The sequence below is a fragment of the Curtobacterium sp. VKM Ac-2884 genome, from assembly GCF_015350945.1.
Classification (GTDB): Bacteria; Actinomycetota; Actinomycetes; order Actinomycetales; family Microbacteriaceae; genus Curtobacterium.
Genome location: NZ_JADKSA010000006.1, coordinates 107,630 through 129,833 on the forward strand (window position 1 = coordinate 107,630; position 22,204 = coordinate 129,833).

Sequence of the window (22,204 nt, forward strand, 5' to 3'; positions counted from 1 at the left end):
GCTTGCTCGGGGGACGCCGAGTGGGCTGCCGGTTCGGTCGCCCGTGGTCCATTAGGGTTGCCTTACTTCCCATGCGCTCCTCCACGTCCACGTCCACGCCACCGGCGCCCGCCTCCGTCTCCCGCCTGGTCGGGGCGACCGTGCTGGCCGTCGTCGTCCTCGTCGTGGCGTGCGCGCTGTCGATCGCCTACGGATCCCGGCCGATCCCGCTCCACACCGTGCTCGACACCGTTCTCCACCCGTCACGGAACGACGAGGTCGGGCTGATCGTGCTCGGCAACCGCGTCCCGCGCACCGTCGTCGGGCTCCTCGCGGGTGCTGCCCTCGGTGTCGCCGGCGCGGTGATGCAGGGCGTGACCCGAAACCCGCTCGCCGACCCGAGCGTCCTCGGCATCAACTCCGGGGCGGCCCTCGCCGTGGTCGCCGGCATCGCGCTCTTCGGGGTGAGCGGCACGGCCGCCTACCTGCCGTTCGCCTTCCTCGGTGCTGCCCTCGCGGCACTGTTCGTCTACGGGATCGCCGCCGTCGCCCGGCGTGGACTTTCGCCGGTCGGCCTCGCACTGTCCGGTGCCGTGGTCGCCGCCGCGCTGTCGTCGATCACGACGGCGGTACTCGTCACGAACGCGAGCCTGCTCGACCAGCTGCGGTTCTGGCAGGTGGGTGCCCTCGCCGGCAAGGACCTCGGTACCGCCGGCATCATCACGGCGCCCGTGCTGATCGGTCTCGCGATCGCGTTCGGCCTGGGCCGCTCGCTCAACACCCTCGCCCTCGGCGACGAGCTCGCGGCGTCGCTCGGGCAACGCGTGGTGCTCGTCCGGGCTGTCGGCGGACTCGTGACCGTGCTGCTCGCCGGCTCCGCCGTGGCCGCCGCCGGGCCGATCGCCTTCGTCGGGCTCGCCGTGCCGCACGCCGTCCGTCGGCTGAGCGGCCCCGACCACCGGTGGACCATCCTGCTGTCCGCGATCGTCGCGCCGGCGCTGCTGCTGGTGGCCGACGTCATCGGTCGCGTCGTGGCGTACCCGGGGGAGCTGCAGGTCGGCATCGTCACAGCCCTCATCGGTGCGCCGGTGTTCATCGCGCTCGTGCGGTCGAGGGCGGTGCGGGGCCTGTGACGGTGTCGACGTCCCTTCGGGGTGCGCTCGTCGGTGTCCGACGCGAGCTCGTGGTCCTGGCGGTCGTCGTCGTCGTGCTCGTCGCGCTGGTGCTCGTCGGACTCGGGGTCGGCTCGATCCCACTCACCCCGGCGCAGGTCGTCGGCGCCCTGTTCGGCCAGGGCGACCGCATCTCGGACTTCGTCATCGGGCAGCTGCGCGGCCCCCGGGTGCTCGGAGCGATCCTGGTCGGCGCCAGCCTGGGGGTCGCCGGCGCCATCGTGCAGAGCGTCGTCCGCAACCCGATCGCGAGCCCGGACGTCATCGGCATCACCTCGGGTGCCAGTGCTGCGGGTCTCACCGCGATCGTGCTGTTCGGGGCGTCCGGCGGCACCCTGTTCTCGGTCGTGCTCGTCGGCGCGGTCGTGGTGTCGATCGTGATCGCCGGACTGGCCTGGCGGCGGGGGATCACCGGCAACCGGGTCGTTCTCGTCGGGATCGGCGTCTCGGCGATCTGCCTGAGCATCACGGGGTGGATGCTCACCAGCGGCACCGTCACCCAGGCCGGCACCGCGCTGCTGTGGTTGTCCGGCAGCCTGAACGCCGTCGACCGGAACCTGGTCGGCGTGCTCGGCGTCGCGTTCGTCGTGCTGTTCCTGCTGGCCCTGCTGCAGTCGTCGCGCCTGACCGTCCTGACGCTCGGCGACGAGGTGTCGGCGGCCCTCGGGCTCCGGCCGGACCGCGCGAAGGTGCTGCTGCTCCTCACCGCGGTGTGCCTGACCGCCGCCGCGGTCGCCACGGCGGGGCCGGTGTCGTTCGTCGCGCTGATGGCGGCGCCGATCGCCCGTCGGCTCGTCGGCGGAGGCCGCGTCGCCCTCGGGCCGGCCGCCGCGGTGGGAGCGGCGATCACCCTCGGCAGCGACCTCATCGCCCAGTTCGCGATCCCCGGCAACGCCCTGCCCGTCGGCGTCGTGACGGGTGTCGTCGGCGCCCCGTACCTGCTCTGGTTGCTCGCGCGCGGTCGCTGAACCCGGACCGCACGTTCGCGCACCGCGGACGATCGTCCACAGGCCCAGTTCGGGGCTGCCGCTGGAGCCCTCCTTTCCGATACGCTGGTGGGCCAAGAGGAGGAGGTCCACCGATGCCAGATCCAGTGGTCCCGCAGCCGGACGGTCAGAAGACCCCGGAGCAGCGGCTGGTCGACACCACGTTGACCTTCAGCATGGACATGGGCGCGGCGCTCACCGCCGAGTCCGGTGTCTCAGCGGAAGAGCGCGAGGCGGTCAACGCCCTGCCGTCCGGATCGGCGCTGCTCGTCGTGCGCCGCGGTCCGAACGTGGGTGCGCGGTTCCTCCTCGACTCCGACGTCACGACCGCCGGCCGACACCCCGACGCCGACATCTTCCTCGACGACGTCACGGTGTCGCGCAAGCACGCGCAGTTCCTGCGGCACGGCACGGCGTTCACCGTCAAGGACAACGGTTCGCTCAACGGCACGTACTTCGACGGTGACCGCATCGACGAAGCGCCCCTCACCGACGGGGCCGAGGTCCAGGTCGGCAAGTTCCGTCTGACGTTCTACGCGTCCCGGGTCGACCTGGCGCGCCTGGCGAACGCGTAGTGGCCGCACGGTCCGCTGCGGCCCGGGCGGGGTCAGCGGCACCGGACCTGCTCACGATCGGGCAGGTCCTCGCTCGCCTCAAGCCCGAGTTCGCGGACCTGTCGAGTTCCAAGCTGCGCTTTCTTGAAGAGCGCGAACTCGTCACGCCGATCCGAACGGCCAGCGGGTACCGCAAGTTCTCGGCGGCCGACGTCGACCGCCTCCGGGTGATCCTCGGCCTGCAGCGCGACCACTACCTGCCGCTCAAGGTCATCAAGGAGTACCTCGCCGACCTCGACGCCGGGCGCGAGCCCGTACTGCCCGGTGGTGGGGACGCCCCGCGTCCCTCGATCCTCGGGCGCGAGCGCCGGTACACCCGTGACGAGACGGCCCGAGCGGCCGGCGCGTCCCCGATGCTCCTGGCCGACGCGGTCTCCGCATCGCTGCTCCCTGCCACCGAGACCTACGGCGAGGACAGCGTGTCCGTCCTCAAGGCACTCGTCGAGCTGCAGCGGACCGGCATCGAGCCGCGGCACCTGCGCACGCTCCGCAGCACCGCCGAGCGCGAGGTCGGACTCATCGAATCCGCGCTCATGCCCGTTTCACGCCGGGGTGATGCGACGTCGCGAGCGAAGGCCACGGAACTCGCACGCGAGATCGCCGTCCAGCTCGAGGTCATCCGCTCGAGCCTCATCCGCGCGGCGATCGGTCGTCTCGACGCATGATCCGTTCCGGTGCTCCGCGGGGGCTTGTGCGTCAGTGGGTGGGGCGTATCCTCGACACGCCGGACGCGCCGAGTCGGATGTCCCGCGCCGGAGCGGTCGGAGTCGCTACCGTTGACCTCGGAACAACTCTCAACCCGTCGTTGAACCTTCGGGTGGGAGCTCGATCGTCGTGGAAGGCAAGCGCATGAGTGGGAACGACACCCCAGGCACCGAGTCGGACACGACGCGGTACGACCTCGGGCTGCTCTTCACCGACGGCCTCCCCGAGCACGACGAGCAGAACGGCTACCGCGGCACCGTCGCCGCACGTGCAGCCGGCATCTCGTACCGCCAGCTCGACTACTGGGCACGCACCGAGCTCGTGCAGCCCACCATCCGCGGCGCTGCCGGCTCCGGGTCCCAACGCCTGTACGGCTTCCGCGACATCCTCGTGCTCAAGCTCGTGAAGCGCCTGCTCGACACCGGCATCTCGTTGCAGCAGATCCGCACCGCTGTGAACCAGCTCCGCGAGTCGGGCGTGTCCGACCTCGCCCAGACCACCCTGATGTCCGACGGCGCCTCGGTGTACCTGTGCACCTCGGACGACGAGGTCATCGACCTGGTGTCCCGCGGTCAGGGTGTCTTCGGCATCGCGGTCGGCAAGGTCCTGCGCGAGGTCGAGACGTCCCTGGTCGAGCTCGACGCCTCCGCGGCGGCCGACCCGTCCGACGAGCTCGCCGCGCGCCGCGCTTCCCGCGCTTCCTGACCGCGCCGCTCGCCCTCGTCCGGACGTCTCCCGGTCGTCCGTCTGCGCGGTCGCGCGGTCGTCCGTCTGCCCCCGAGGCTCCGAAATCTCGGAACCTCGACGCGCTCAGGGCTCGGGAGTGGAACCTCGGCGAACCTGAGCGGCGAGTTCTGGAATCTCGACGACGGCGGGCAACCCGAGGCGCGACCTCGGCGGACGCAGCACTCGAACGCGAGCACCGCGTCGTCCCGCCCTCGAGGTACCGAAATCTCGGAACCTCGACGCGCTCAGGGCTCCGGAGCGGAACCTCGGCGAACCTGAGCGGCGAGTCCTGGAACCTCGACGACAGCGAGACGACAGCGAACCACCCCCGCGCCGAACGAACTCGACGCCGGGGACACACGAACGCGCTACGAACGACCGCCTACGCGCCTACGCGCTACGAACGACCGCCTACGCGCCTACGCGCCTACGGCACCCGAACCGTCGGCGTACGGCCCGATCTTGCCGGTCCGCATGATGCGCTCGAGCAGCTGGTCGAAGTTGCGCGCCATCTCCTGCGCGGACTCGCCGGGCCACACGTGCAGGGGCTTCGCGGCACCCTGCGCCTGCTGCAGCGAGGTGCGCTCGGGCAGCTGCGGCGACAGGACGAGCGGCCCGAACATGTCGCGGAGTTCCTTGATGCGGAACTGGTGCTCGAGCGACTGGACGCGGGCACGGTTCACGATGATGCCGAGCGGCTGCAAGCGGGGGGAGAGACCGCGGCGGATCTCCTCGATGGCGCGGAGGGCGCGGTCGGCGGCGGCGACGGAGAACAGGCCGGGCTCGGTGACGACGGTGACGCGGTCGGACGCTGCCCACGCGGTGCGCGTCAGGGCGTTCAGCGACGGTGCGCAGTCGATGAGCACGAGCTCGTAGTCCTGCTCGACGTTGGCCAGGGCCTCTTCGAGCTTCCAGATGTCGCGGATGGAGGGGTGCGGCCCGTCGAAGTTGATCGCCGAGGGCGACCCGACCATGACGTCGATCTTGCCCTGCGAGCCCTTCGTCCACCCGGAGGGGGCGATCGCCTGACGGACGATCTTCTCCTTCGGGTTCTCGAGGACGTCGGCCACGTTGAGGTGTCCGGCGAGGTTGATGTCGAGGCCGGTGGAGACGTCGGACTGCGGGTCGAGATCCACCACCAGCGTGCGCAGTCCCTTGGCGAAGGCGGCCGAAGTCAGGCCGAGCGTCACCGTCGTCTTGCCGACACCGCCCTTGAGGGAGCTCACGCTGAGTACATGCACGATCAGCAACGTTACCGCCACTAGGGTTGTCTCACCTCAACCCGGGCTGAAAGGGACGTCGTGTTCAGCAAGATCCTCGTGGCGAACCGTGGTGAGATCGCCATCCGCGCATTCCGTGCCGCGTACGAACTGGGGGCGCGCACCGTCGCCGTCTACCCCTACGAAGACCGGAACTCCCTGCACCGTCTGAAGGCCGACGAGGCCTACCTGATCGGTGAGCGGGGCCACCCGGTCCGGGCGTACCTGGACGTCTCCGAGATCATCCGCGTGGCGCGCGAGTCGGGCGCCGACGCGATCTACCCGGGGTACGGCTTCCTGTCCGAGAACCCGGAGCTCGCCGCCGCGGCCGCGGCAGCCGGCATCACCTTCATCGGTCCGGGCGAGCACGTGCTCGAGATGGCCGGCAACAAGGTGACCGCGAAGGAGCACGCGATCGCGGCCGGCGTGCCGGTCCTCGCGAGCACCCCGGCGAGTCGTGACATCGAGGAGCTCATCGCCGGCTCCGACGCCATCGGGTTCCCGGTGTTCGCCAAGGCCGTCGCCGGCGGTGGTGGTCGTGGCATGCGCCGCGTCGAGACCAAGCCCGAACTCCGTGCAGCGCTCGAAGCAGCGATGCGCGAGGCCGACAGTGCGTTCGGCGACCCGACCATGTTCCTCGAGCAGGCGGTGATCCGGCCGCGGCACATCGAGGTGCAGATCCTCGCCGACGCGACGGGTACCGAAGCGGGGACGATCCACCTGTTCGAACGGGACTGCTCCGTGCAGCGCCGCAACCAGAAGGTCGTCGAGATCGCCCCGGCGCCGAACCTCGACCCCGCCGTCGCCCAGGCTCTGCACCGGGACGCGGTCGCCTTCGCCCGCTCGATCGGCTACGTGAACGCCGGCACCGTCGAGTTCCTGCTCGACACCGAGGGCGAGCGCGAGGGCCAGCACGTCTTCATCGAGATGAACCCGCGCATCCAGGTCGAGCACACCGTCACCGAAGAGGTCACCGACGTCGACCTGGTGCAGTCGCAGATGCGCATCGCCTCGGGCGAGTCGCTCGCCGACCTCGGCCTGACGCAGGACACCGTCTCCGTGCACGGGGCCGCGCTGCAGACCCGCATCACGACCGAGGACCCCACGCAGGGCTTCCGGCCGGACACCGGCCGCATCACCACGTACCGCAGCCCCGGCGGTGCCGGCGTGCGTCTGGACGGCGGCACGGTCGCCACCGGTGCGCAGATCAGCCCGCACTTCGACTCGATGCTCGCCAAGATGACGTGCCGCGGACGCGACTTCCCGACGGCCGTCGCCCGTGCGAAGCGGGCCCTCGCCGAGTTCCGCATCCGCGGCGTCAGCACGAACATCCCGTTCCTGCAGGCCGTGCTCGAGGACCCGGACTTCGCCCGCGGCGACGTCTCGACGAAGTTCATCGAGGAGCGTCCGCAGCTGTTCAGCGGCCACGTGTCGAAGGACCGCGGCACCAAGGTCCTGAACTGGCTGGCCGACGTCACGGTGAACAAGCCGAACGGTGAGCGGTCGCCGCTGGTCACCGACCCGAGCGCCAAGCTCCCCGCCCTCGACCTCAGCGCCCCGGTGCCCGAGGGCCAGCGCGACCTGCTGCTGGCGCAGGGTCCGGCCGAGTGGGCGAAGGCGCTCCGTGCTCAGACGCGGCTCGCCGTGACGGAGACGACGATGCGGGACGCGCACCAGTCGCTGCTCGCCACCCGCGTCCGCACGAAGGACCTCGTCGCCGTCGCACCGTACGTCGCGCGGCTGACGCCGCAGCTGCTGAGCGTCGAGGCCTGGGGTGGTGCGACGTACGACGTCGCCCTCCGGTTCCTCGGCGAGGACCCGTGGGAGCGCCTGGCCTCGCTGCGCGAGGCGATGCCGAACATCCCGATCCAGATGCTGCTGCGCGGCCGCAACACGGTCGGCTACACCCCGTACCCGACCGAGGTGACGGACGCGTTCGTCGCCGAGGCCGCCGCCACGGGCGTCGACGTCTTCCGCGTGTTCGACGCGCTCAACGACGTCAGCCAGTTGCGACCGGCCCTGGAGGCAGTGCTCGCGACCGGCACGGCCGTCGCCGAAGCGGCGCTCTGCTACACCGCCGACCTCCTCGATCCTGCCGAGGACCTGTACACGTTGGACTACTACCTCCGCCTGGCGGAGCAGATGGTCGAGGCCGGTGCGCACGTCATCGGCATCAAGGACATGGCCGGCCTGCTCCGCGCCGGCGCCGCCGAGAAGCTCGTCGGCGCCCTGCGCGAACGCTTCGACCAGCCCGTGCACGTGCACACGCACGACACCGCCGGTGGGCAGCTCGCGACGCTCCTCGCCGCCGCGCGTGCCGGTGCGGACGCGGTGGACGTCGCCTCGGCGCCGATGGCCGGGACGACGAGCCAGCCGAGCATGTCCGCGCTGGTCGCCGCCCTGGCCCACACGGAGCGCGACACCGGACTGTCCCTCGACGCGGTCGGCGACCTCGAGCCCTACTGGGAGGCGGTCCGTCGGGCCTACGCCCCGTTCGAGTCCGGGCTGCCCGGTCCGACGGGTCGGGTCTACAAGCACGAGATCCCCGGTGGTCAGCTGTCGAACCTCCGCCAGCAGGCGATCGCGCTCGGCCTGGGCGACCGGTTCGAGCAGGTCGAGGACTGGTACGCCGAGGCGAACCGGATCCTCGGACGCCCGACCAAGGTCACGCCGTCGTCGAAGGTGGTCGGTGACCTCGCGCTGCAACTCGCCGCGGTGAACGCCGACCCGGCCGACTTCGAGCAGAACCCGGACAAGTACGACATCCCGGACTCCGTCGTCGGGTTCATGGCCGGCGAGCTCGGTGACCTGCCGGGTGGGTGGCCGGAGCCGTTCCGGACGAAGGTCCTGGCGGGCCGCGACGTCCGCCTCGAGATCACCCCGGTGCCGGACGCCGAGCGCGCGCACCTCGACGCCCAGGGGCCCGAGCGCCAGCAGGCGTTGAACCGGCTGCTGTTCCCGCAGCCCACGGCGCAGTTCGAGCAGGTGCGCGAGCAGTACGGCGACCTGTCCGTGGTCCCGACCGTCGACTACCTGTACGGGCTGCGCCCCGGGCAGGAGCACGTCGTGCCGCTCGGCAAGGGCGTCAACCTGTTCGTCGGGCTCGAGGCGATCGGCGAGGTCGACGACAAGGGCATCCGTACGGTCATGGCCACGATGAACGGGCAGCTCCGCCCGGTCTCGGTCCGCGACCGGTCGATCGAGGTCGAGACGAAGGTCGCCGAGCAGGCCGACAAGTCCGACCCGAAGCACGTCGCCGCGCCGTTCTCCGGTGTGGTGACGCTCAAGGTCGCCGTCGGTGACGTCGTCGAGGCCGGAGCGGCCGTGGCGAGCATCGAGGCGATGAAGATGGAAGCGGCCATCACGGCGCCCGTGGCGGGCACCGTCGGCCGTCTCGCGATCCCGGCGACCCAGCAGGTGGACGCCGGCGACCTCCTGGTGGTGCTGCAGTAAATTGACCGTCCGTCCCATCCGCCTGTTCGGCGACCCCGTCCTCCGTTCGCCTGCGGACCCGATCGCTCCGGCGGCACTCGGGTCGAGCGGGGTCCGCGACCTCGTGCAGGACCTGATCGACACCGTCAAGGAGCCCGGCCGAGCCGGTGTGGCCGCGCCGCAGATCGGTGTCGGACTCCGCGCGTTCTCGTACAACGTCGACGGCGAGGTCGGGTACGTCCTGAACCCCGAGGTCGTCGAGGTCTCGGGGGAGCCCGAGCTCATGGAGGAAGGGTGCCTGTCCGTCCCCGGGCTCGGCTACCCGACCCGGCGGCACCCGTACGCCAAGGTCCGTGGCGTCGACGTCGACGGCGCCGAGGTGGTGCTCGAGGGCACCGGGCTGATGGCCGAGGCGCTGCAGCACGAGGTCGACCACCTGGACGGCACCGTCTACGTGATGACGCTCGAACCAGAGGTCCGACGGCAGGCGTTGCGGGACATCCGGGCGCAGGAGTGGTTCCACTGATCCGCTGGTCATGAGTGCCTGCTCATGACACCCCCACGGGGGATTGTCGCTTTGTCCTGACGAAGAGGTACCGTATCGGCGTCGGCCTCCCACCGGCGACCATCCCATCCCCCCAGGACTCCCGCATGACCAGTCAGACTGACGAGCTCAGCTCCCACCGCACCCGCACCAACCGTCGTCCGGCCGACACCACGGTCGCCACCGGTTCGACCGCCGTCCTCGACGCCCCCGCGACGGAGCAGTCGCCGGAGGCTTGACCCCCGCACCTGGCGGAATCGGGCGTACCTGGTCGGAAGAAACGACCCGGTACGCCCGAACCGGCCCGGTACGCCCGAACCGGCCTGAACCGGCCCAGCCCGGTACGTCGAGACGGCGGGACGCTACGCGCGGCGCCCCCGACGCTCCTCGATGACGGGCGTCGCAGTCGTCTGCACCTTCGACCCCGAGTAGATGTGGTCGATGTCGGCCGCGAAGTCGCGCAGGATGACCGAGCGCTTGATCGTCAGCTTCGGCGTCAGGTGTCCGGAGCCCTCCGTCAGCTCGGTGTCCAGGATCGTGAACGACCGGACCGACTCGGCTCGTGAGACCCGGCCGTTCGCGGTGTCGATGGCCTCTTGCACGGCGGTGAGCACGCGCTCGTCGTACGCGGCCTCGTGCGCGGAGAGCGCCGGCGTGATCCCGCGGCTCTCGCACCACCCCGGGAGCATCTCGCGGTCGAGTGTGACGAGGGCGGCGACGAAGGGCTTGCCCTCGCCGACGACCACGACCTGCCCGATGAGCGGGTGCTCGCGGACGCCGTCCTCGAGCGGTGCCGGTGCGACGTTCTTGCCGCTCGCGGTGACGATGAGCTCCTTGGCGCGTCCGGTCACCGTCAGGATGCCGTCGTCGTCGAGCCGTCCGAGGTCGCCCGTGCGGAACCAGCCGTCGTCGGTGAAGGCCTGCTCGGTGGCCTCGTCGTTCCGCCAGTAGCGGTCGAACACGTCGACGCCGCGGATCAGGATCTCCTGGTCGTCGGCGATCCGGATCTCGACACCGGGCAGGGCCCGACCGACCGTGCCGATGCGCAGCTCCGCAGCACGGTTCACGGTCGCGGGGGCCGTCGTCTCGGTGAGCCCGTAGCCCTCGAGGATGAGCACCCCGATCGAGCGGAAGAAGTGCGACAGCCGCGGCGAGAGCGGCGCAGAGCCGCTGACCGCGTACTCGGTGCGACCACCGAGGGCGTTCCGGAGCTTCGCGTAGACGAGCTTGTCGAACAGCTTGAACTTCAGGCCGAGCACGAGCGGGACCCGACCGGCGGCCAAGGCCTCGGAGTGGGCGACCGCGGTGTCCGCAGCGGCCCGGAAGATCTTCCCCTTGCCAGCGAGGTCGGCCTTCTGCTCGGAGGCGTTGTAGATCTTCTCGAACACCCGGGGGACCGCCAGCAGGAAGGACGGCTTGAACGACGACACGGCTTGCATGAGGTCCTTCGTGTCCGGCTCGTGGCCGACCAGCACCCCGGCCGACACGGACATCGCCGCGATGAAGCGGGCGAACACGTGGGCCATCGGGATGAAGAGCAGGGTCGAGGCGCCGTCCGCGACGACCTCGGGCATCGCGACACTGGCGTTCTCGACCGTCGCGGTGAAGTTGTCGTGCCGCAGGACGCACCCCTTCGGGCGTCCGGTCGACCCGGAGGTGTAGATGATCGTCGCGTCGTCGTGGCCGTGCACCGATGCCGTCCGCGCGTCGAGTTCGTCGTCGGTGACGTCCTCGCCGAGCCGGGTCAGGTCGTCGAGCCCGCCGCCGTCGATCGTCCAGTGCTGCCCGAGGTGCGGCAGGTCCGGGGCGATCGAGGCGACCCGACGCGCGTGCTCCTCCTGCTCGACGACGATCGCGACGGCCTCGGAGTCGGAGAGGATCCACCGGACCTGGTCGGGAGAACTCGTCTCGTAGACGGGGACGGAGACCAGGCCCGCCGTCCACACCGCGAAGTCGACGAGCGTCCACTCCAGGCGGGTGCGGGACAGGATCGCGACGTGGGCGCCGGGCTCGAGGCCGGCGGCGACGAAGCCCTTCGCGATGCCGCGGACCCGTGCGAGCACCTCGCCGGCGGTGATCGTCGTCCACGTGTCGCCGTGGCGCTGGGCCAGGATCGGACGCGACGGCGTCAGCCGGGCGCGGTCGCCGAGCAGCCGCGCTGCAGAGCCGTGGTCCGGGGCGACGGGGCCGCTCGTCGGACGCGAGGCGTGCCTCCCGGTCGGAACGCCGACGCTGTCGGTGACCGCACCGTCGGGACGTGCGCCGTCGGTGACCGCGCTGTCGGCGAGAGCACCGTCGGTGGTGACGCTGGCGCGTTCGGGTCGCTGATCGTTCACGGTGACTCCCTTGTCTGCCGGTTCGATTCGAGGGCGCCTCATCCTGCGAGGCGACACAGCCAGCATAGGACGCGTCACCGGGCGTTCCGTGAGTTCGCGGTGAACCGGTAGGCTCTTGGACCGTGCACGCCATCGGAATCGACATCGGGGGCACCAAGATCGCGGGAGCGGTCGTGACGGAACTCGGCGAGATCATCGCCGAGGACCGCGTGGCCACCAACGCTGCGGACCCGAACGCCATGCTCGACGACGTCGTCTCGATGGTCGAGCGACTCAGCTCAGGTCACGAGGTCGGCGCGGTCGGCGTCGCGGCCCCGGGCTTCATCGACGCCTCGCAGTCGATCGTCTACTACACGCCGAACATCCGGTGGCGGAACGAGCCCCTGCGCCAGAAGCTGCAGCAGCGCCTCGGCGACCTGCACATCACGGTCGACAACGACGCCAACGCCGCCGGGTGGGCTGAGTTCCGCTTCGGCGCCGGCCGGCTCGTCTCCGACATGACGATGCTCACCATCGGTACCGGTGTGGGCGGCGCCATCGTGACCGAGGACCGCCTGTTCCGCGGCGGGTTCGGCACCGGCGGCGAGATCGGCCACCTGCGCATCGTGCCGAACGGTCTGCCGTGCGGCTGCGGCGCGCGTGGCTGCATCGAGCAGTACGGATCCGGCCGTGCCCTGCAGCGGATGGCGAACGACGTCGCCGACGCCGGCGGCATCGGCTCCGCGCTGGCCGACGCGCGCGAAGCCAACGGCGGCGAGCTCGACGGGCACATCGTGGGCGACCTGATCCTGGCCGACGACCCTGGTGCCCTCGCGGCGCTCCGTCGCCTCGGCCGTCACCTCGGTGAGGCCTGCGCTTCGCTGTCCGCGGTGCTCGACCCGCAGCTGTTCGTGTTCGGCGGCGGGGTCGCCAGCGCGGGGGACCGGCTGCTCGACCCGATCAAGCAGGCGTACCTCAACAACCTGCCGGCGCGTGGCTACCACCCCGAGCCGGACTTCGTGATCGCCGAGCTGGTGAACGACGCCGGAGTCGTCGGCGCCGCCGACCTGGCCCGCATCCACGCCCGCACGGCGTAACCGCGTACCGGCCCGCACGGCGTAGGGTCGCTCAGGCCCACCCCACCACCTGGAGTCGTCGATGACCTACTGGCTGCTGAAGAACTTCCTGCTCGGCCCGCTCATCCTCACCCTGTTCCGCCCGTGGGTGGTCGGCCGCGAGAACGTCCCCGCCAAGGGCCCGGTCATCTTCGCGTCCAACCACATCTCGTTCATCGACTCGGTGATCCTGCCGGCCGTGCTCGACCGGCGGCTGTCCTTCCTGGCGAAGAGCGACTACTTCACCGGGCGGGGGCTCAAGGGCTGGGCGACGAAGACCTTCTTCAACGCCATCGGCCAGCTGCCGATCGACCGCTCCGGCGGCAAGGCGTCCGAGGCCTCGCTCCGCACCGGCCTGCAGGTCCTGGCCCGCGGCGAGCAGCTCGGCATCTACCCGGAGGGCACCCGCAGCCCCGACGGCAAGCTGTACCGCGGTCGCACCGGGATCGCGCGGATGATCCTCGAGGGCCGGGTCCTCGTCGTCCCCGTCGCCATGGTCGGCACGCGTGAGGTGCAGCAGATCGGGCAGCGCTTCCCGAAGATCAAGCGCGTCGGCGTGGTGTTCGGCAAGCCGCTCGACTTCTCGCGCTTCCAGGGCTTCGAGACCGACCGGTTCATCCTGCGCAGCGTCACCGACGAGGTCATGCACGAGCTCGCGGGGCTGAGTCGTCAGGAGTACGTCGACGTCTACGCCACGAGCGTCAAGGAACGCGCGAGCTCGGCACGCGAGGCAGTCATGCGGGAACGGAAGTCGTCGCCCGCACGTTAGGCTCTGATGGTCCCGGCACTCCGCCAGGACGCCCGTTCTGCCGCCTTCCGGCGGCCAGGCGGGCCGCCCGCACAGAACACCGAGGTAACGCCCTTGTTCGAGTCGACCGACTTCGTCGCCCTGCAGGATCCGGACGTCATCGAGGGTCTCGACTATTGGCGCACGCTCCCCATCAAGCAGCAGCCCACGTGGCCCGACGCCGCGGCGGCCGAGGCAGCCTCGGCCGAGATCGCCACGCTGCCGCCCCTCGTCTTCGCGGGCGAGGTCGACAAGCTCCGCGAGCGGCTCGCCGCCGCCGCACAGGGCAAGGCGTTCCTGCTGCAGGGCGGTGACTGCGCCGAGACCTTCGCCGGCGCGACCGCCGACTCCATCCGCGACCGCGTCAAGACGATCCTGCAGATGGCCGTCGTCCTGACCTACGGTGCGTCGATGCCCGTCATCAAGATGGGGCGCATGGCCGGGCAGTTCGCCAAGCCGCGCTCCAGCGACTTCGAGACCCGCGGCGACGTCACGCTGCCCGCCTACCGCGGTGACATCGTGAACGGCTACGACTTCACGCCGGAGAGCCGGACGGCCGACCCGCGCCGCCTGGTGCAGGGGTACCACACGGCCGCGTCGACCCTGAACCTCGTCCGTGCCTTCACGCAGGGTGGCTTCGCCGACCTGCGCCAGGTGCACTCGTGGAACAAGGGCTTCGCGTCGAACCCGGCGAACGCCCGGTACGAGCACCTCGCCAAGGAGATCGACCGCGCGATCCGCTTCATGGACGCCTGCGGTGCCGACTTCGAGGCACTGAAGCACGTCGAGTTCTACGCGTCGCACGAGGGTCTGCTCATGGACTACGAGCGCCCGATGACCCGGATCGACTCGCGTTCCGGTCTTGCCTACGACACCTCCGGCCACTTCATCTGGATCGGGGAGCGCACGCGTGACCTCGACGGTGCGCACGTCGACTTCCTGTCGCGGGTGCGGAACCCGATCGGCGTGAAGCTCGGCCCGACCACGAGCGTCGACGACATGAAGGCCCTGGTCGACAAGCTCGACCCGAACCGCGAGCCCGGCCGTCTGACGTTCATCACGCGCATGGGTGCCGGCAAGATCCGCGACGAGCTCCCAAAGCTGCTCGAGGCGATCAAGGGCATGGACGCCAACCCGCTGTGGGTCACCGACCCGATGCACGGCAACGGCCTGACCACGCCCACCGGCTACAAGACCCGTCGCTTCGACGACGTCGTGGACGAGGTCCTCGGCTTCTTCGAGGCGCATCGGCAGGTCGGCACCTACCCGGGCGGCATGCACGTCGAGCTCACCGGTGACGACGTCACGGAGTGCCTCGGCGGGTCGGAGCACATCGACGAGGCCACCCTCGCCACCCGCTACGAGTCGCTCTGCGACCCGCGGCTGAACCACATGCAGTCGCTCGAGCTCGCGTTCCTCGTGGCCGAGGAGCTCGGCGCGCACCCGCACGTGCGCGCGTAGCGCGCAGCGGGTCGCGTCAGTCCCGCCAGAGCGACAGAACCCCGCGAACTGTTCGCGGGGTTCTGTCGCTTCCGCGTGTCGGACGGGAGGCCCGTGGCGGCTCCGTGCCGCGCCTCCCGTCCGGCGTGCCGGTTGCGTCCACTGCCCGCTTCACGAGGCATCGGCCGCGCCGGTCCGCGAAAGCGACAGTGTGCCGCCGATGTCCGACGGCACACTGTCGCTTTCGCGGTGCCTTCGGCGAGGCCGTGCGGACAGGTGTCGCTTCGGCGGACCGGACCGGACGGGGCGGGCGCGACCGCCTACTGGTCGTAGGAGAGCGTCACCGTGTCGCCGCGGTACACCGTGGCTCCGGGGCCCGGGTCGGTGCCGGTCACCGGCAGCGACGACTTCCAGTCGTAGAAGCCGCACAGGATGTTCGTGCAGTCGGGAACGGCGACCTTGAGGCCGAGGCCCTCGAGGGTCGCGGTGGCCTCGTTGATGGTCGAGCCGACGACGCCGTCCTCGGGCAGGGTGATCGGCGTCGGGCCCTTCGAGACGACGACGTCGATCGCGCTGCCGCGCACGGCGGGGGAGTCCTGCACCTTCGCGGAGACGATCTGCCCGGAGGGGACGTCCTCGTCGAACTCCTCGGTCTGGGCGCCGAGGATCAGGCCGACCGCGTCGAGCTCGGCGGAGGCCTGCTCGACGGTCTTGCCGACGACGTCCGGAACGGCGCCGAGGGACACCGTCAGCGTGACCGGGCCGGTCTCGCCGTAGGCCTTGACCGACGTCAGGTCGAGGGCCTCGCCGCCCGAGGCCCGGCCGGTCGCCGCGATGACGGTGTCCTTCGCAGCGTCGGCCGAGAACTCGTACCGGTTGTCCTGCAGCTCGAAGTCGTCGTCGAGCGCCGCGGTGACGGTCGAGATCGGCTGCCCGACGATGGCCGGCAGCGCGATCATCTTCGGCCCGTTCGACACGACGAGCTGCACCGACGTGCCCTTCTGCACCTCGCGCTTCGCGGCCGGCTTGGTGATGGACACCTGTCCCTTCGCGACGACGGCGTCGAACCGGGTTCCGGTCTTCGACGCCGCGTGCAGGCCCTGGGCTTCGAGCAGCTGCCGGGCCTGCGAGACCGACTTGCCCGTCACTTCGGGGATGCGCACGTTGCCACCCGGCCCCGGCCCGAAGTACCAGCCGAAGCCCGCGCCGATGAGCAGGAGCACGACGAAGACCGACAGCGCGATCCAGCCGCGCTTGCGACGCTTCGCGGAGAGGTCGGCCAGGCGCTGTCCCGCGGGCGAGAGCACCCCGGGCTGCGCGCCCGTGCGGCGCGGGCCCGGACCGGTGTTGCGGTTTCGTGCCGTGGGACGCTGGCGGTCGGGGCTGTCGATGATCGCCGTGGCATCGGTGGCAGCCGGTGCGTCGGCGGCAGCAGCGCGGGCACCAGCGGCAGCAGCGCCGAGCCCGGCAGCGGCCTCGCCGCCGGACGGCAGGATCGCGGTCGCGTTCTCGGGCCGCAGCACGGCGGTCCGGTACTGGCCCGTGGCGCGCTGCTGGTTGCCCGCCATGTGGTCGAGCATCTCGCGGGCGTCGCGCGGACGGTCCTCGGGGTCGCGGGCGGTCGACCAGGCGACGAGTTCGTCGAGCTCGGGCGGGACGCCGGACACCGCGGCGCTCGGGACCGGCACCGTGTCGTTCGCGTGCTGGTAGGCGATCTGCATCGGCTGCTCGCCCTTGTAGGGCTGTTCGCCGGTGAGCATCTCGTAGAGCATGATGCCGAGCGCGTAGATGTCGCTGCGCGAGTCGGCGGCGCCACGGGTGACGAGCTCGGGGGAGAGGTACGCGATCGTGCCGAGCAGGGCGGCCCCGGTCGCGGTGTTGGCCGTCGTCGCCCGGGCCAGGCCGAAGTCGCCGAGCTTGATGCGGCCGTCGTCGGCGAGCAGGACGTTCTCGGGCTTCAGGTCGCGGTGCACGATGCCGGCGCGGTGGGCCGAGGCGAGGCCGGCCAGCACGGCCCGCAGGATGTCCGTCGCCTGCTCCGGCGTCAGGGCATGGTGCTCCTGCAGCAGATCCCGCAGCGTGATGCCCGGGATGTACTCCATGACGATGTAGGCGGTGTCGTCCTCGGCGCCCTGGTCGTAGACGCCGACCAGGTTCGGGTGGGACAGCCGCGCGGCGGACCTCGCCTCTTGGATGAAGCGCTCACGGAAGGCCTGGTCGTCGGCCAGGTGCCCGTGCATGATCTTGATCGCGACGCGTCGCTCGAGGCGGACGTCGGTCGCGAGGTACACGGTCGCCATGCCCCCGCGCGCGATGCGGGAGCGGACGCGGTACCGCTGATCGATCATGCGACCGATCATCGGATCCGTGGCGGCGTTGGTGGTCATCGGCGGCATTCTACGAATCGAGACTGCACGACACCGCACCGGCGCACCGGTCGTGACCCAATCTCGATCTTCCGGATGAGACTCAGAGGGTGGCCAGCCAGCCCTGGGCGGCGCTCGCCCAGTTGGCGTAGGCCTTGGGGTACGCGGAGAGCTGCACGGCCTGGGCGGCGTCGGTGATGCTCATCGACGACCACCCGGGCACGTCGAGCAGCCCGCGGGTCTTGCCGACGTTCGGGTTGCTGCGACCGCCGAAGAACAGCTTCGTCGCGTACGCCGGGTCCTGCAGCTTCGCCGCGCTGCCCCAGCCCTGGCTCGGCCGCTGTTGGAACAGGCCGACCGAGTCGCGGTCGCCGTGGGGCAGGTTGCGCAGGCTCGACTCCTGCATCGCGGCGGCCAGGGCCACCACGATGCCGCGGTCGGACACCCCGAGGGAGCGGCCGACGGCGACGATGGTGGCCGCGTTCTGGCGCTGCTCGGCACTCAGTCCGACGGCGGCGCTCACCGCGGCGCGCGACGGCGCCGTGGCGGTCGTCGCAGCAGTGCTCGACGACGGGATGACGAGGGTCTTGCCCGCGTAGATCGTGCTCGTGTAGGTCAGGCCGTTCGCCGACAGCAGCGCGGCGACGGAGACGTGGTGGGACGCAGCGATCGAGCCGATCGTGTCGCCCGAGGAGATCTTCACACTCGACTTCGACTTCGACGAACCTGACGACGCTGCGGCCGTGGACACCGAGCCGCCACCGGACGAGCCGTGCGGTACCCGGAGCGTCTGGCCGGGGTAGATCACGCTGCGCTGCGAGAGCTTGTTGGCGCTGAGGAGCGCGGTCGTCGACACGCCGACCCGCGACGCGATGCCGGACACGGTGTCGCCCGACTTCACGTGGTAGCTCGAGGTACTCGATCCCGACCCGGACCCGGACGTCGATCCGGCGCTCGTGGTCGTGCGCGCCGTCGTCACCGCGGGTGTCGACGCCAGGTGCAGCGTCTGCCCGGGGTGGATGATCGTGTTCCAGCCGAGGCCGTTGCGCACCAGGACCTCCTGCGCCGACAGGCCGAAGCGGGCGGCGATGCCCGAGACCGTGTCGCCCTGACGGACGGTGTAGGTCGTGGGGGCGGCTGCCTTCGTCGTCGCGGCGACCGTCGTGACGACGGTCTGCGACGGACGTGCGACCGCGGTGCCGAAGACCGGACGGTTGCCGACGTTGCGGTCCTGGTCGACATGGCGCTTGTGGTTCGAGTCCGCGTCGTCGTGGCGCGGTTCGGCGTGCGCGATGGGGCCGGTCAGGCCGGCGGTCACCGCGATCGTGCCCGCGAGGACGATGGGCATGGTCGCGAACCGGGCGGATCGTGCGCGCCGGGCGGCTTCGTCTGCAGCGTTGTCCACGGTTTCTCCTGATCTCGACTGTCCCGTGCGCGTGCATGCGCGCACTCACAGGTGGCACAACGCTGGCATGGTGTGATTCCCAAGTCAACCAGAGAGCCGGATGTGGTGCGTGTGACGAATGTGACGAACGGTGCGTACTCACTCGGTGCCCCGCTCTGGCACCATGGGCGTGTGAGTGCTGCACCCGTCGACGACCTCTCCCTCTCCGAGCGCTGGCTGACCGTCCCCGAACTGGTGGACCTGTTCAGCACCAGCCCCGGCCGGATCCACCGCCTGTTCGAGGAGAAGACCCTGCTGGCGGCCCGCGTCGGCGGTGTCCTGCGCGTGCCGAGCGAGTTCCTCGAGGACCGCGAGCCCATGCCCGAGCTGCGTGGCACCCTGACCGTGCTCAGCGACAACGGCTTCACCGACGACGAGGCGGTCCGCTGGATGCTCACCGTCGACGACTCGATGGGCGTCTCGCCCATCGCGGCGCTGCGCGCCGGTCGCAAGGCCGAGGTGCGTCGCGTGGCCCAGTCACTGCTCTAGACGCGTTCCGAGCAGACGGGAGGTCCGGTGCCAGCTGGCACCGGGCCTCCCGTCTGTCCTGGTGTCGCGTCTACGACGACCGGCGGCTGACCGTGTCGGCCAGCGACGCGAGCTGCTCCCGTGCCGACGGCGTCAACGGCGACGCGTCGAGCGCCGCCTTCGCGCGCTGCACGTGCCGGTCGATGGAACGCTCGACCGCGGCGACCGCACCGGACTCGGTGAGGGTGGCGCGGAGCATCTGCACCTGCTCCTCGTCGAGGTCGGGGTCGCCGAGGAGCTCGTCGAGCAGCTGCCGCGGGCCACTGGCCAGCGCCTTGCGGGCCGAGGCGATGAGCACGGTCCGCTTGCCCTCGCGCAGGTCGTCGCCGGCGGGCTTGCCGGTGACCTCGGGGTCGCCGAACACGCCGAGCATGTCGTCGCGCAGCTGGTAGGCGACGCCGAGGGGGAGCCCGAAGGCGCGGAGGCCCTCCAGCTGCGAGTCGCTCGCGCCGGCCACCAGCGCGCCGATGACGAGCGGTGCCTCGATCGAGTACTTCGCGGACTTGAAGACGATGACGCGCTGGGCGCGGAGCAGGTGCTCGGACTCGTCGATGACGGGCCAGGCCGTTTCCTCGTGCACGTCGAGGTACTGGCCCGCGGTGACGTCGAGGCGCATCGCGTGGAACTCCTGGCGCACGATGCGGGCGCGCACCGGGTCGAGGAGCGCGAGGCCCTCGTCGAACACCGAGTCGCTGAGGGACAGCAGCAGGTCACCGAGCAGCAGCGCCGAGTTCGTGCCGTACTGCCCGCGGTCGCCGACGAAGCCGGACTCCTGGTGGAGGGACTCGAACCGGCGGTGTGCTGCGGGACGCCCACGGCGGGTGTCCGAGCGGTCCATGATGTCGTCGTGCACGAGCGCCGCTGCGTGGAAGACCTCGAGCGCTGCGGCGACCGTGACGATCGCCTCGGCCGTGGTCTGGCGGGAGCCCTCGGCGAGCGGGTCGAACGAGCCCGAACGGCCCGCCACCGACTGCCATCCCCAGTAGCAGAACAGCGCCCGGAAGCGCTTGCCGCCGGACAGCAGATCTCGGGCGTACAGGTCGAACGGTGCGAGATCGGGGCTGATCGCGAGGAGCCGTTCACGCTGCTCGTCGAGTGCCCGGTCGATACGCGCCGATACGAGGTCCACTAATCGCGTACTCTCAGCCACAGTCCCTACCCTAGTGGAGCGGTTGGGACATAGAATCGGTCCACTCAACCGAGTGTTTTCCAGCCCGGTTGTTCAACCCCGCGTCGATCCCAGGAACAGAGGGAACCAAGATGCCGCTCTCGGAACAGGAGCAGCGCCTTCTCGAAGAGATGGAGCGCAGCCTCTACCAGAACGATTCCGATTTCGTGGCGCGTGTCACACGTCGACAGGGTCGTCCGACGTACACAGCCATCACGCTCGGAGTGCTCGGTGCACTCGCCGGCGTCGCGATCGTGATCGTCGGTCTCGTGATCAAGGCCCCGCTGCTGGGCATCCTCGGCTTCGTCGTGATGCTCGCCGGTGTCCTCTTCGCGTTGCGCCCGGGCATGCGTGCCCCGAAGGCGAAGCCCGCCCGACCGGGTGCTCCGGCGTCCGGTGGTTCGGCTCGTCCTGCCAGTGGCGGCGGTGGCGGCGGGTCCTTCATGGACCGCATGAACGACCGCTGGGACAAGCGGAACGACCAGGGGCAGTAGCAGCCCTCCACACTCCTCCCTCGTGACGGGGCCGGCCTTCGGGCCGGCCCCGTTTCGCGTGCCCGGGGCGTCCCGCGTCGAGCGTCGTCGAGCGTTCCCGGGGGCGCCCCGCGTCGAGCGTCGTCGAGGTTCCGAAATCTCGGCATCTCGCGCGCTCGGGCGTCCCTCCGTGGAACCTCGGCGACCTGCGCGCGGCATGTCGTGGAACCTCGGTGCGATGGCTCGGGCGTGGTGAGAGCGTGGCAGGGGGCGTGGCAGGGGCGTCGCGGGAGCGATCGGGCGCAGACGCCACGGCGCCGAGCACCGCCGAGCAGCAGCGCGCCACACGCCGGCGCACCCTCGCCACACGCCTCCGCACCCCCGCCACACGCCGCCGCACCTCGCCGCGCCACGGGGCGCTCCACTGGCTGCGAAAGTCCTCCACTTTCCTCCACACCCGCCGCTCCCGCCCGGATCCCCGGCACGACGGGCATCCGCCACGGCTGTGCGGCTCTCAAAGCTGCCGAAACGGCCCCAAAAGGGGTGCCACAGGCCGAAAAGGGAGCGGAATCCTGGCCGGGGGGAGGGCAGTGGAGTAAAGTGGGGCTTGCAACGGTCCGGTGGAGCGGAGGGGAGGCCCGACGTGCTGCTCGGTACTCATGCCCCGAAGCTCGACGAGAAGGGTCGCGTGATCCTCCCCGCAAAGTTCCGGGACGAACTGTCCGGGGGACTCGTGATGACCCGCGGCCAGGAACGCTGCGTCGTGGTCTTCAGCGCCCGGACGTTCGAGGAACTCCACGAGCGCATCCGGACCGCACCGATGACGTCGAAGCGCACCAGGGACTACATGCGCCTGTTCCTCTCGGGGGCCAGCGCTGAACAGCCCGACAAGCAGAACCGCGTGACGATCCCGCAGAACCTCCGTGAGTACGCGGGGCTCGAGCGGGACCTGACGGTCATCGGCAGCGGTGACCGTGCCGAGATCTGGTCGACCACTGCGTGGGAGGCCTACTACGCCGAAGCCGAAGAGGCGTTCGCCGACAACGACGAGGAGGTGATCCCGGGGATCTTCTGATCCGTGGATCGGGACTCCCAGCCGTGAAGCCCTGACATCACTTCCCCGATGTCAGGTCGCATGGATGGGGATCCGG

General features: G+C 70.7%; 19 protein-coding genes. 14 read left to right on the forward strand and 5 right to left on the reverse strand.

Going from position 1 to position 22,204, the window contains the following annotated elements; all coding sequences use genetic code 11:
- Window positions 1-71 precede the first annotated feature (71 nt).
- The 5 genes from ITJ60_RS16220 to ITJ60_RS16240 all read left to right on the forward strand — a co-directional run bounded on the left by ITJ60_RS16220 (window position 72) and on the right by ITJ60_RS16240 (window position 4,161).
- Window positions 72-1,112: a FecCD family ABC transporter permease gene (locus tag ITJ60_RS16220; RefSeq protein WP_194648690.1), complete on the forward strand. Its 1,041-nt coding sequence runs from the start codon at window positions 72-74 to the stop codon at window positions 1,110-1,112.
- A 2-nt stretch (window positions 1,113-1,114) separates the two neighbouring features.
- A complete protein-coding gene (locus ITJ60_RS16225) occupies window positions 1,115-2,119 on the forward strand; it encodes a FecCD family ABC transporter permease (RefSeq protein ID WP_194648691.1) in 1,005 nt (334 codons plus the stop codon).
- 113 nt (window positions 2,120-2,232) lie between these two features.
- A complete protein-coding gene (locus tag ITJ60_RS16230; RefSeq protein WP_123292449.1) occupies window positions 2,233-2,712 on the forward strand; it encodes an FHA domain-containing protein in 480 nt (159 codons plus the stop codon).
- On the forward strand, window positions 2,712-3,416 hold the full coding sequence (locus ITJ60_RS16235; RefSeq protein ID WP_194648692.1) for a MerR family transcriptional regulator: 705 nt from the start codon (window positions 2,712-2,714) through the stop codon (window positions 3,414-3,416). Before ITJ60_RS16230 ends, ITJ60_RS16235 begins: the two co-directional genes overlap by 1 nt.
- 184 nt (window positions 3,417-3,600) lie before the next feature.
- A complete protein-coding gene (locus tag ITJ60_RS16240; RefSeq protein ID WP_111085817.1) occupies window positions 3,601-4,161 on the forward strand; it encodes a MerR family transcriptional regulator in 561 nt (186 codons plus the stop codon).
- 440 nt (window positions 4,162-4,601) lie between these two features.
- On the opposite strand, the gene ITJ60_RS16245 is transcribed toward ITJ60_RS16240, so the two are convergent.
- A complete protein-coding gene (locus tag ITJ60_RS16245; protein ID WP_123939176.1) occupies window positions 4,602-5,423 on the reverse strand; it encodes a ParA family protein in 822 nt (273 codons plus the stop codon).
- Between the two features lie 60 nt (window positions 5,424-5,483).
- On the opposite strand from ITJ60_RS16245, the gene ITJ60_RS16250 reads away from it, so the two are divergent.
- The 3 genes from ITJ60_RS16250 (at window position 5,484) to ITJ60_RS19175 (ending at window position 9,656) form a co-directional block, all read left to right on the forward strand.
- Window positions 5,484-8,894 carry a pyruvate carboxylase gene (locus tag ITJ60_RS16250; RefSeq protein ID WP_194648693.1) on the forward strand — a complete coding sequence of 1,137 codons (3,411 nt, stop codon included), beginning with the start codon at window positions 5,484-5,486 and terminating at the stop codon, window positions 8,892-8,894.
- Window position 8,895: 1 nt separating this feature from the next.
- Window positions 8,896-9,399 carry a peptide deformylase gene (locus ITJ60_RS16255; RefSeq protein ID WP_123292453.1) on the forward strand — a complete coding sequence of 168 codons (504 nt, stop codon included), beginning with the start codon at window positions 8,896-8,898 and terminating at the stop codon, window positions 9,397-9,399.
- A 125-nt stretch (window positions 9,400-9,524) separates the two neighbouring features.
- Window positions 9,525-9,656, forward strand: coding sequence for a hypothetical protein (locus ITJ60_RS19175; protein ID WP_260095359.1), 132 nt, complete (start codon window positions 9,525-9,527; stop codon window positions 9,654-9,656).
- Between the two features lie 123 nt (window positions 9,657-9,779).
- On the opposite strand, the gene ITJ60_RS16260 is transcribed toward ITJ60_RS19175, so the two are convergent.
- Window positions 9,780-11,753 carry an AMP-dependent synthetase/ligase gene (locus ITJ60_RS16260; RefSeq protein WP_194648694.1) on the reverse strand — a complete coding sequence of 658 codons (1,974 nt, stop codon included), beginning with the start codon at window positions 11,751-11,753 and terminating at the stop codon, window positions 9,780-9,782.
- Between the two features lie 122 nt (window positions 11,754-11,875).
- Between ITJ60_RS16260 and ITJ60_RS16265 the strand changes: the two genes are divergently transcribed.
- From ITJ60_RS16265 to ITJ60_RS16275, 3 genes are all read left to right on the forward strand, one after another.
- Window positions 11,876-12,829: an ROK family glucokinase gene (locus tag ITJ60_RS16265; RefSeq protein ID WP_111085799.1), complete on the forward strand. Its 954-nt coding sequence runs from the start codon at window positions 11,876-11,878 to the stop codon at window positions 12,827-12,829.
- Window positions 12,830-12,890: 61 nt separating this feature from the next.
- Window positions 12,891-13,616: a lysophospholipid acyltransferase family protein gene (locus ITJ60_RS16270; RefSeq protein ID WP_123292455.1), complete on the forward strand. Its 726-nt coding sequence runs from the start codon at window positions 12,891-12,893 to the stop codon at window positions 13,614-13,616.
- A 93-nt stretch (window positions 13,617-13,709) separates the two neighbouring features.
- Complete coding sequence (locus tag ITJ60_RS16275) at window positions 13,710-15,095, forward strand: class II 3-deoxy-7-phosphoheptulonate synthase (RefSeq protein ID WP_123340362.1); 1,386 nt, start codon at window positions 13,710-13,712, stop codon at window positions 15,093-15,095.
- A gap of 299 nt (window positions 15,096-15,394) precedes the next feature.
- Here ITJ60_RS16275 and pknB read toward each other — a convergent pair whose 3' ends face one another.
- Both pknB and ITJ60_RS16285 read right to left on the reverse strand, forming a co-directional pair.
- Complete coding sequence (gene pknB, locus ITJ60_RS16280; RefSeq protein ID WP_194648695.1) at window positions 15,395-17,461, reverse strand: Stk1 family PASTA domain-containing Ser/Thr kinase; 2,067 nt, start codon at window positions 17,459-17,461, stop codon at window positions 15,395-15,397.
- A gap of 82 nt (window positions 17,462-17,543) precedes the next feature.
- Window positions 17,544-18,845 (reverse strand): LysM peptidoglycan-binding domain-containing protein, encoded by a 1,302-nt coding sequence (locus ITJ60_RS16285; protein WP_323749203.1) that lies wholly within the window; start codon window positions 18,843-18,845, stop codon window positions 17,544-17,546.
- Between the two features lie 171 nt (window positions 18,846-19,016).
- Between ITJ60_RS16285 and ITJ60_RS16290 the strand changes: the two genes are divergently transcribed.
- On the forward strand, window positions 19,017-19,373 hold the full coding sequence (locus ITJ60_RS16290; RefSeq protein WP_111085815.1) for an Rv2175c family DNA-binding protein: 357 nt from the start codon (window positions 19,017-19,019) through the stop codon (window positions 19,371-19,373).
- Window positions 19,374-19,443: 70 nt separating this feature from the next.
- Here the strand turns inward: ITJ60_RS16290 and ITJ60_RS16295 are convergent, their stop codons facing one another.
- On the reverse strand, window positions 19,444-20,562 hold the full coding sequence (locus tag ITJ60_RS16295; RefSeq protein ID WP_111085795.1) for a polyprenyl synthetase family protein: 1,119 nt from the start codon (window positions 20,560-20,562) through the stop codon (window positions 19,444-19,446).
- Between the two features lie 110 nt (window positions 20,563-20,672).
- Here ITJ60_RS16295 and ITJ60_RS16300 point away from each other — a divergent pair, with 110 nt between their 5' ends.
- Both ITJ60_RS16300 and mraZ read left to right on the forward strand, forming a co-directional pair.
- Window positions 20,673-21,074, forward strand: a complete 402-nt coding sequence (locus ITJ60_RS16300) for a DUF3040 domain-containing protein (protein WP_131846264.1) — start codon at window positions 20,673-20,675, stop codon at window positions 21,072-21,074.
- A 622-nt stretch (window positions 21,075-21,696) separates the two neighbouring features.
- The gene (gene mraZ, locus ITJ60_RS16305; RefSeq protein WP_071254530.1) at window positions 21,697-22,128 is read left to right on the forward strand and encodes a division/cell wall cluster transcriptional repressor MraZ; all 432 of its coding nucleotides are present in this window, start codon (window positions 21,697-21,699) and stop codon (window positions 22,126-22,128) included.
- Window positions 22,129-22,204 lie beyond the last annotated feature (76 nt).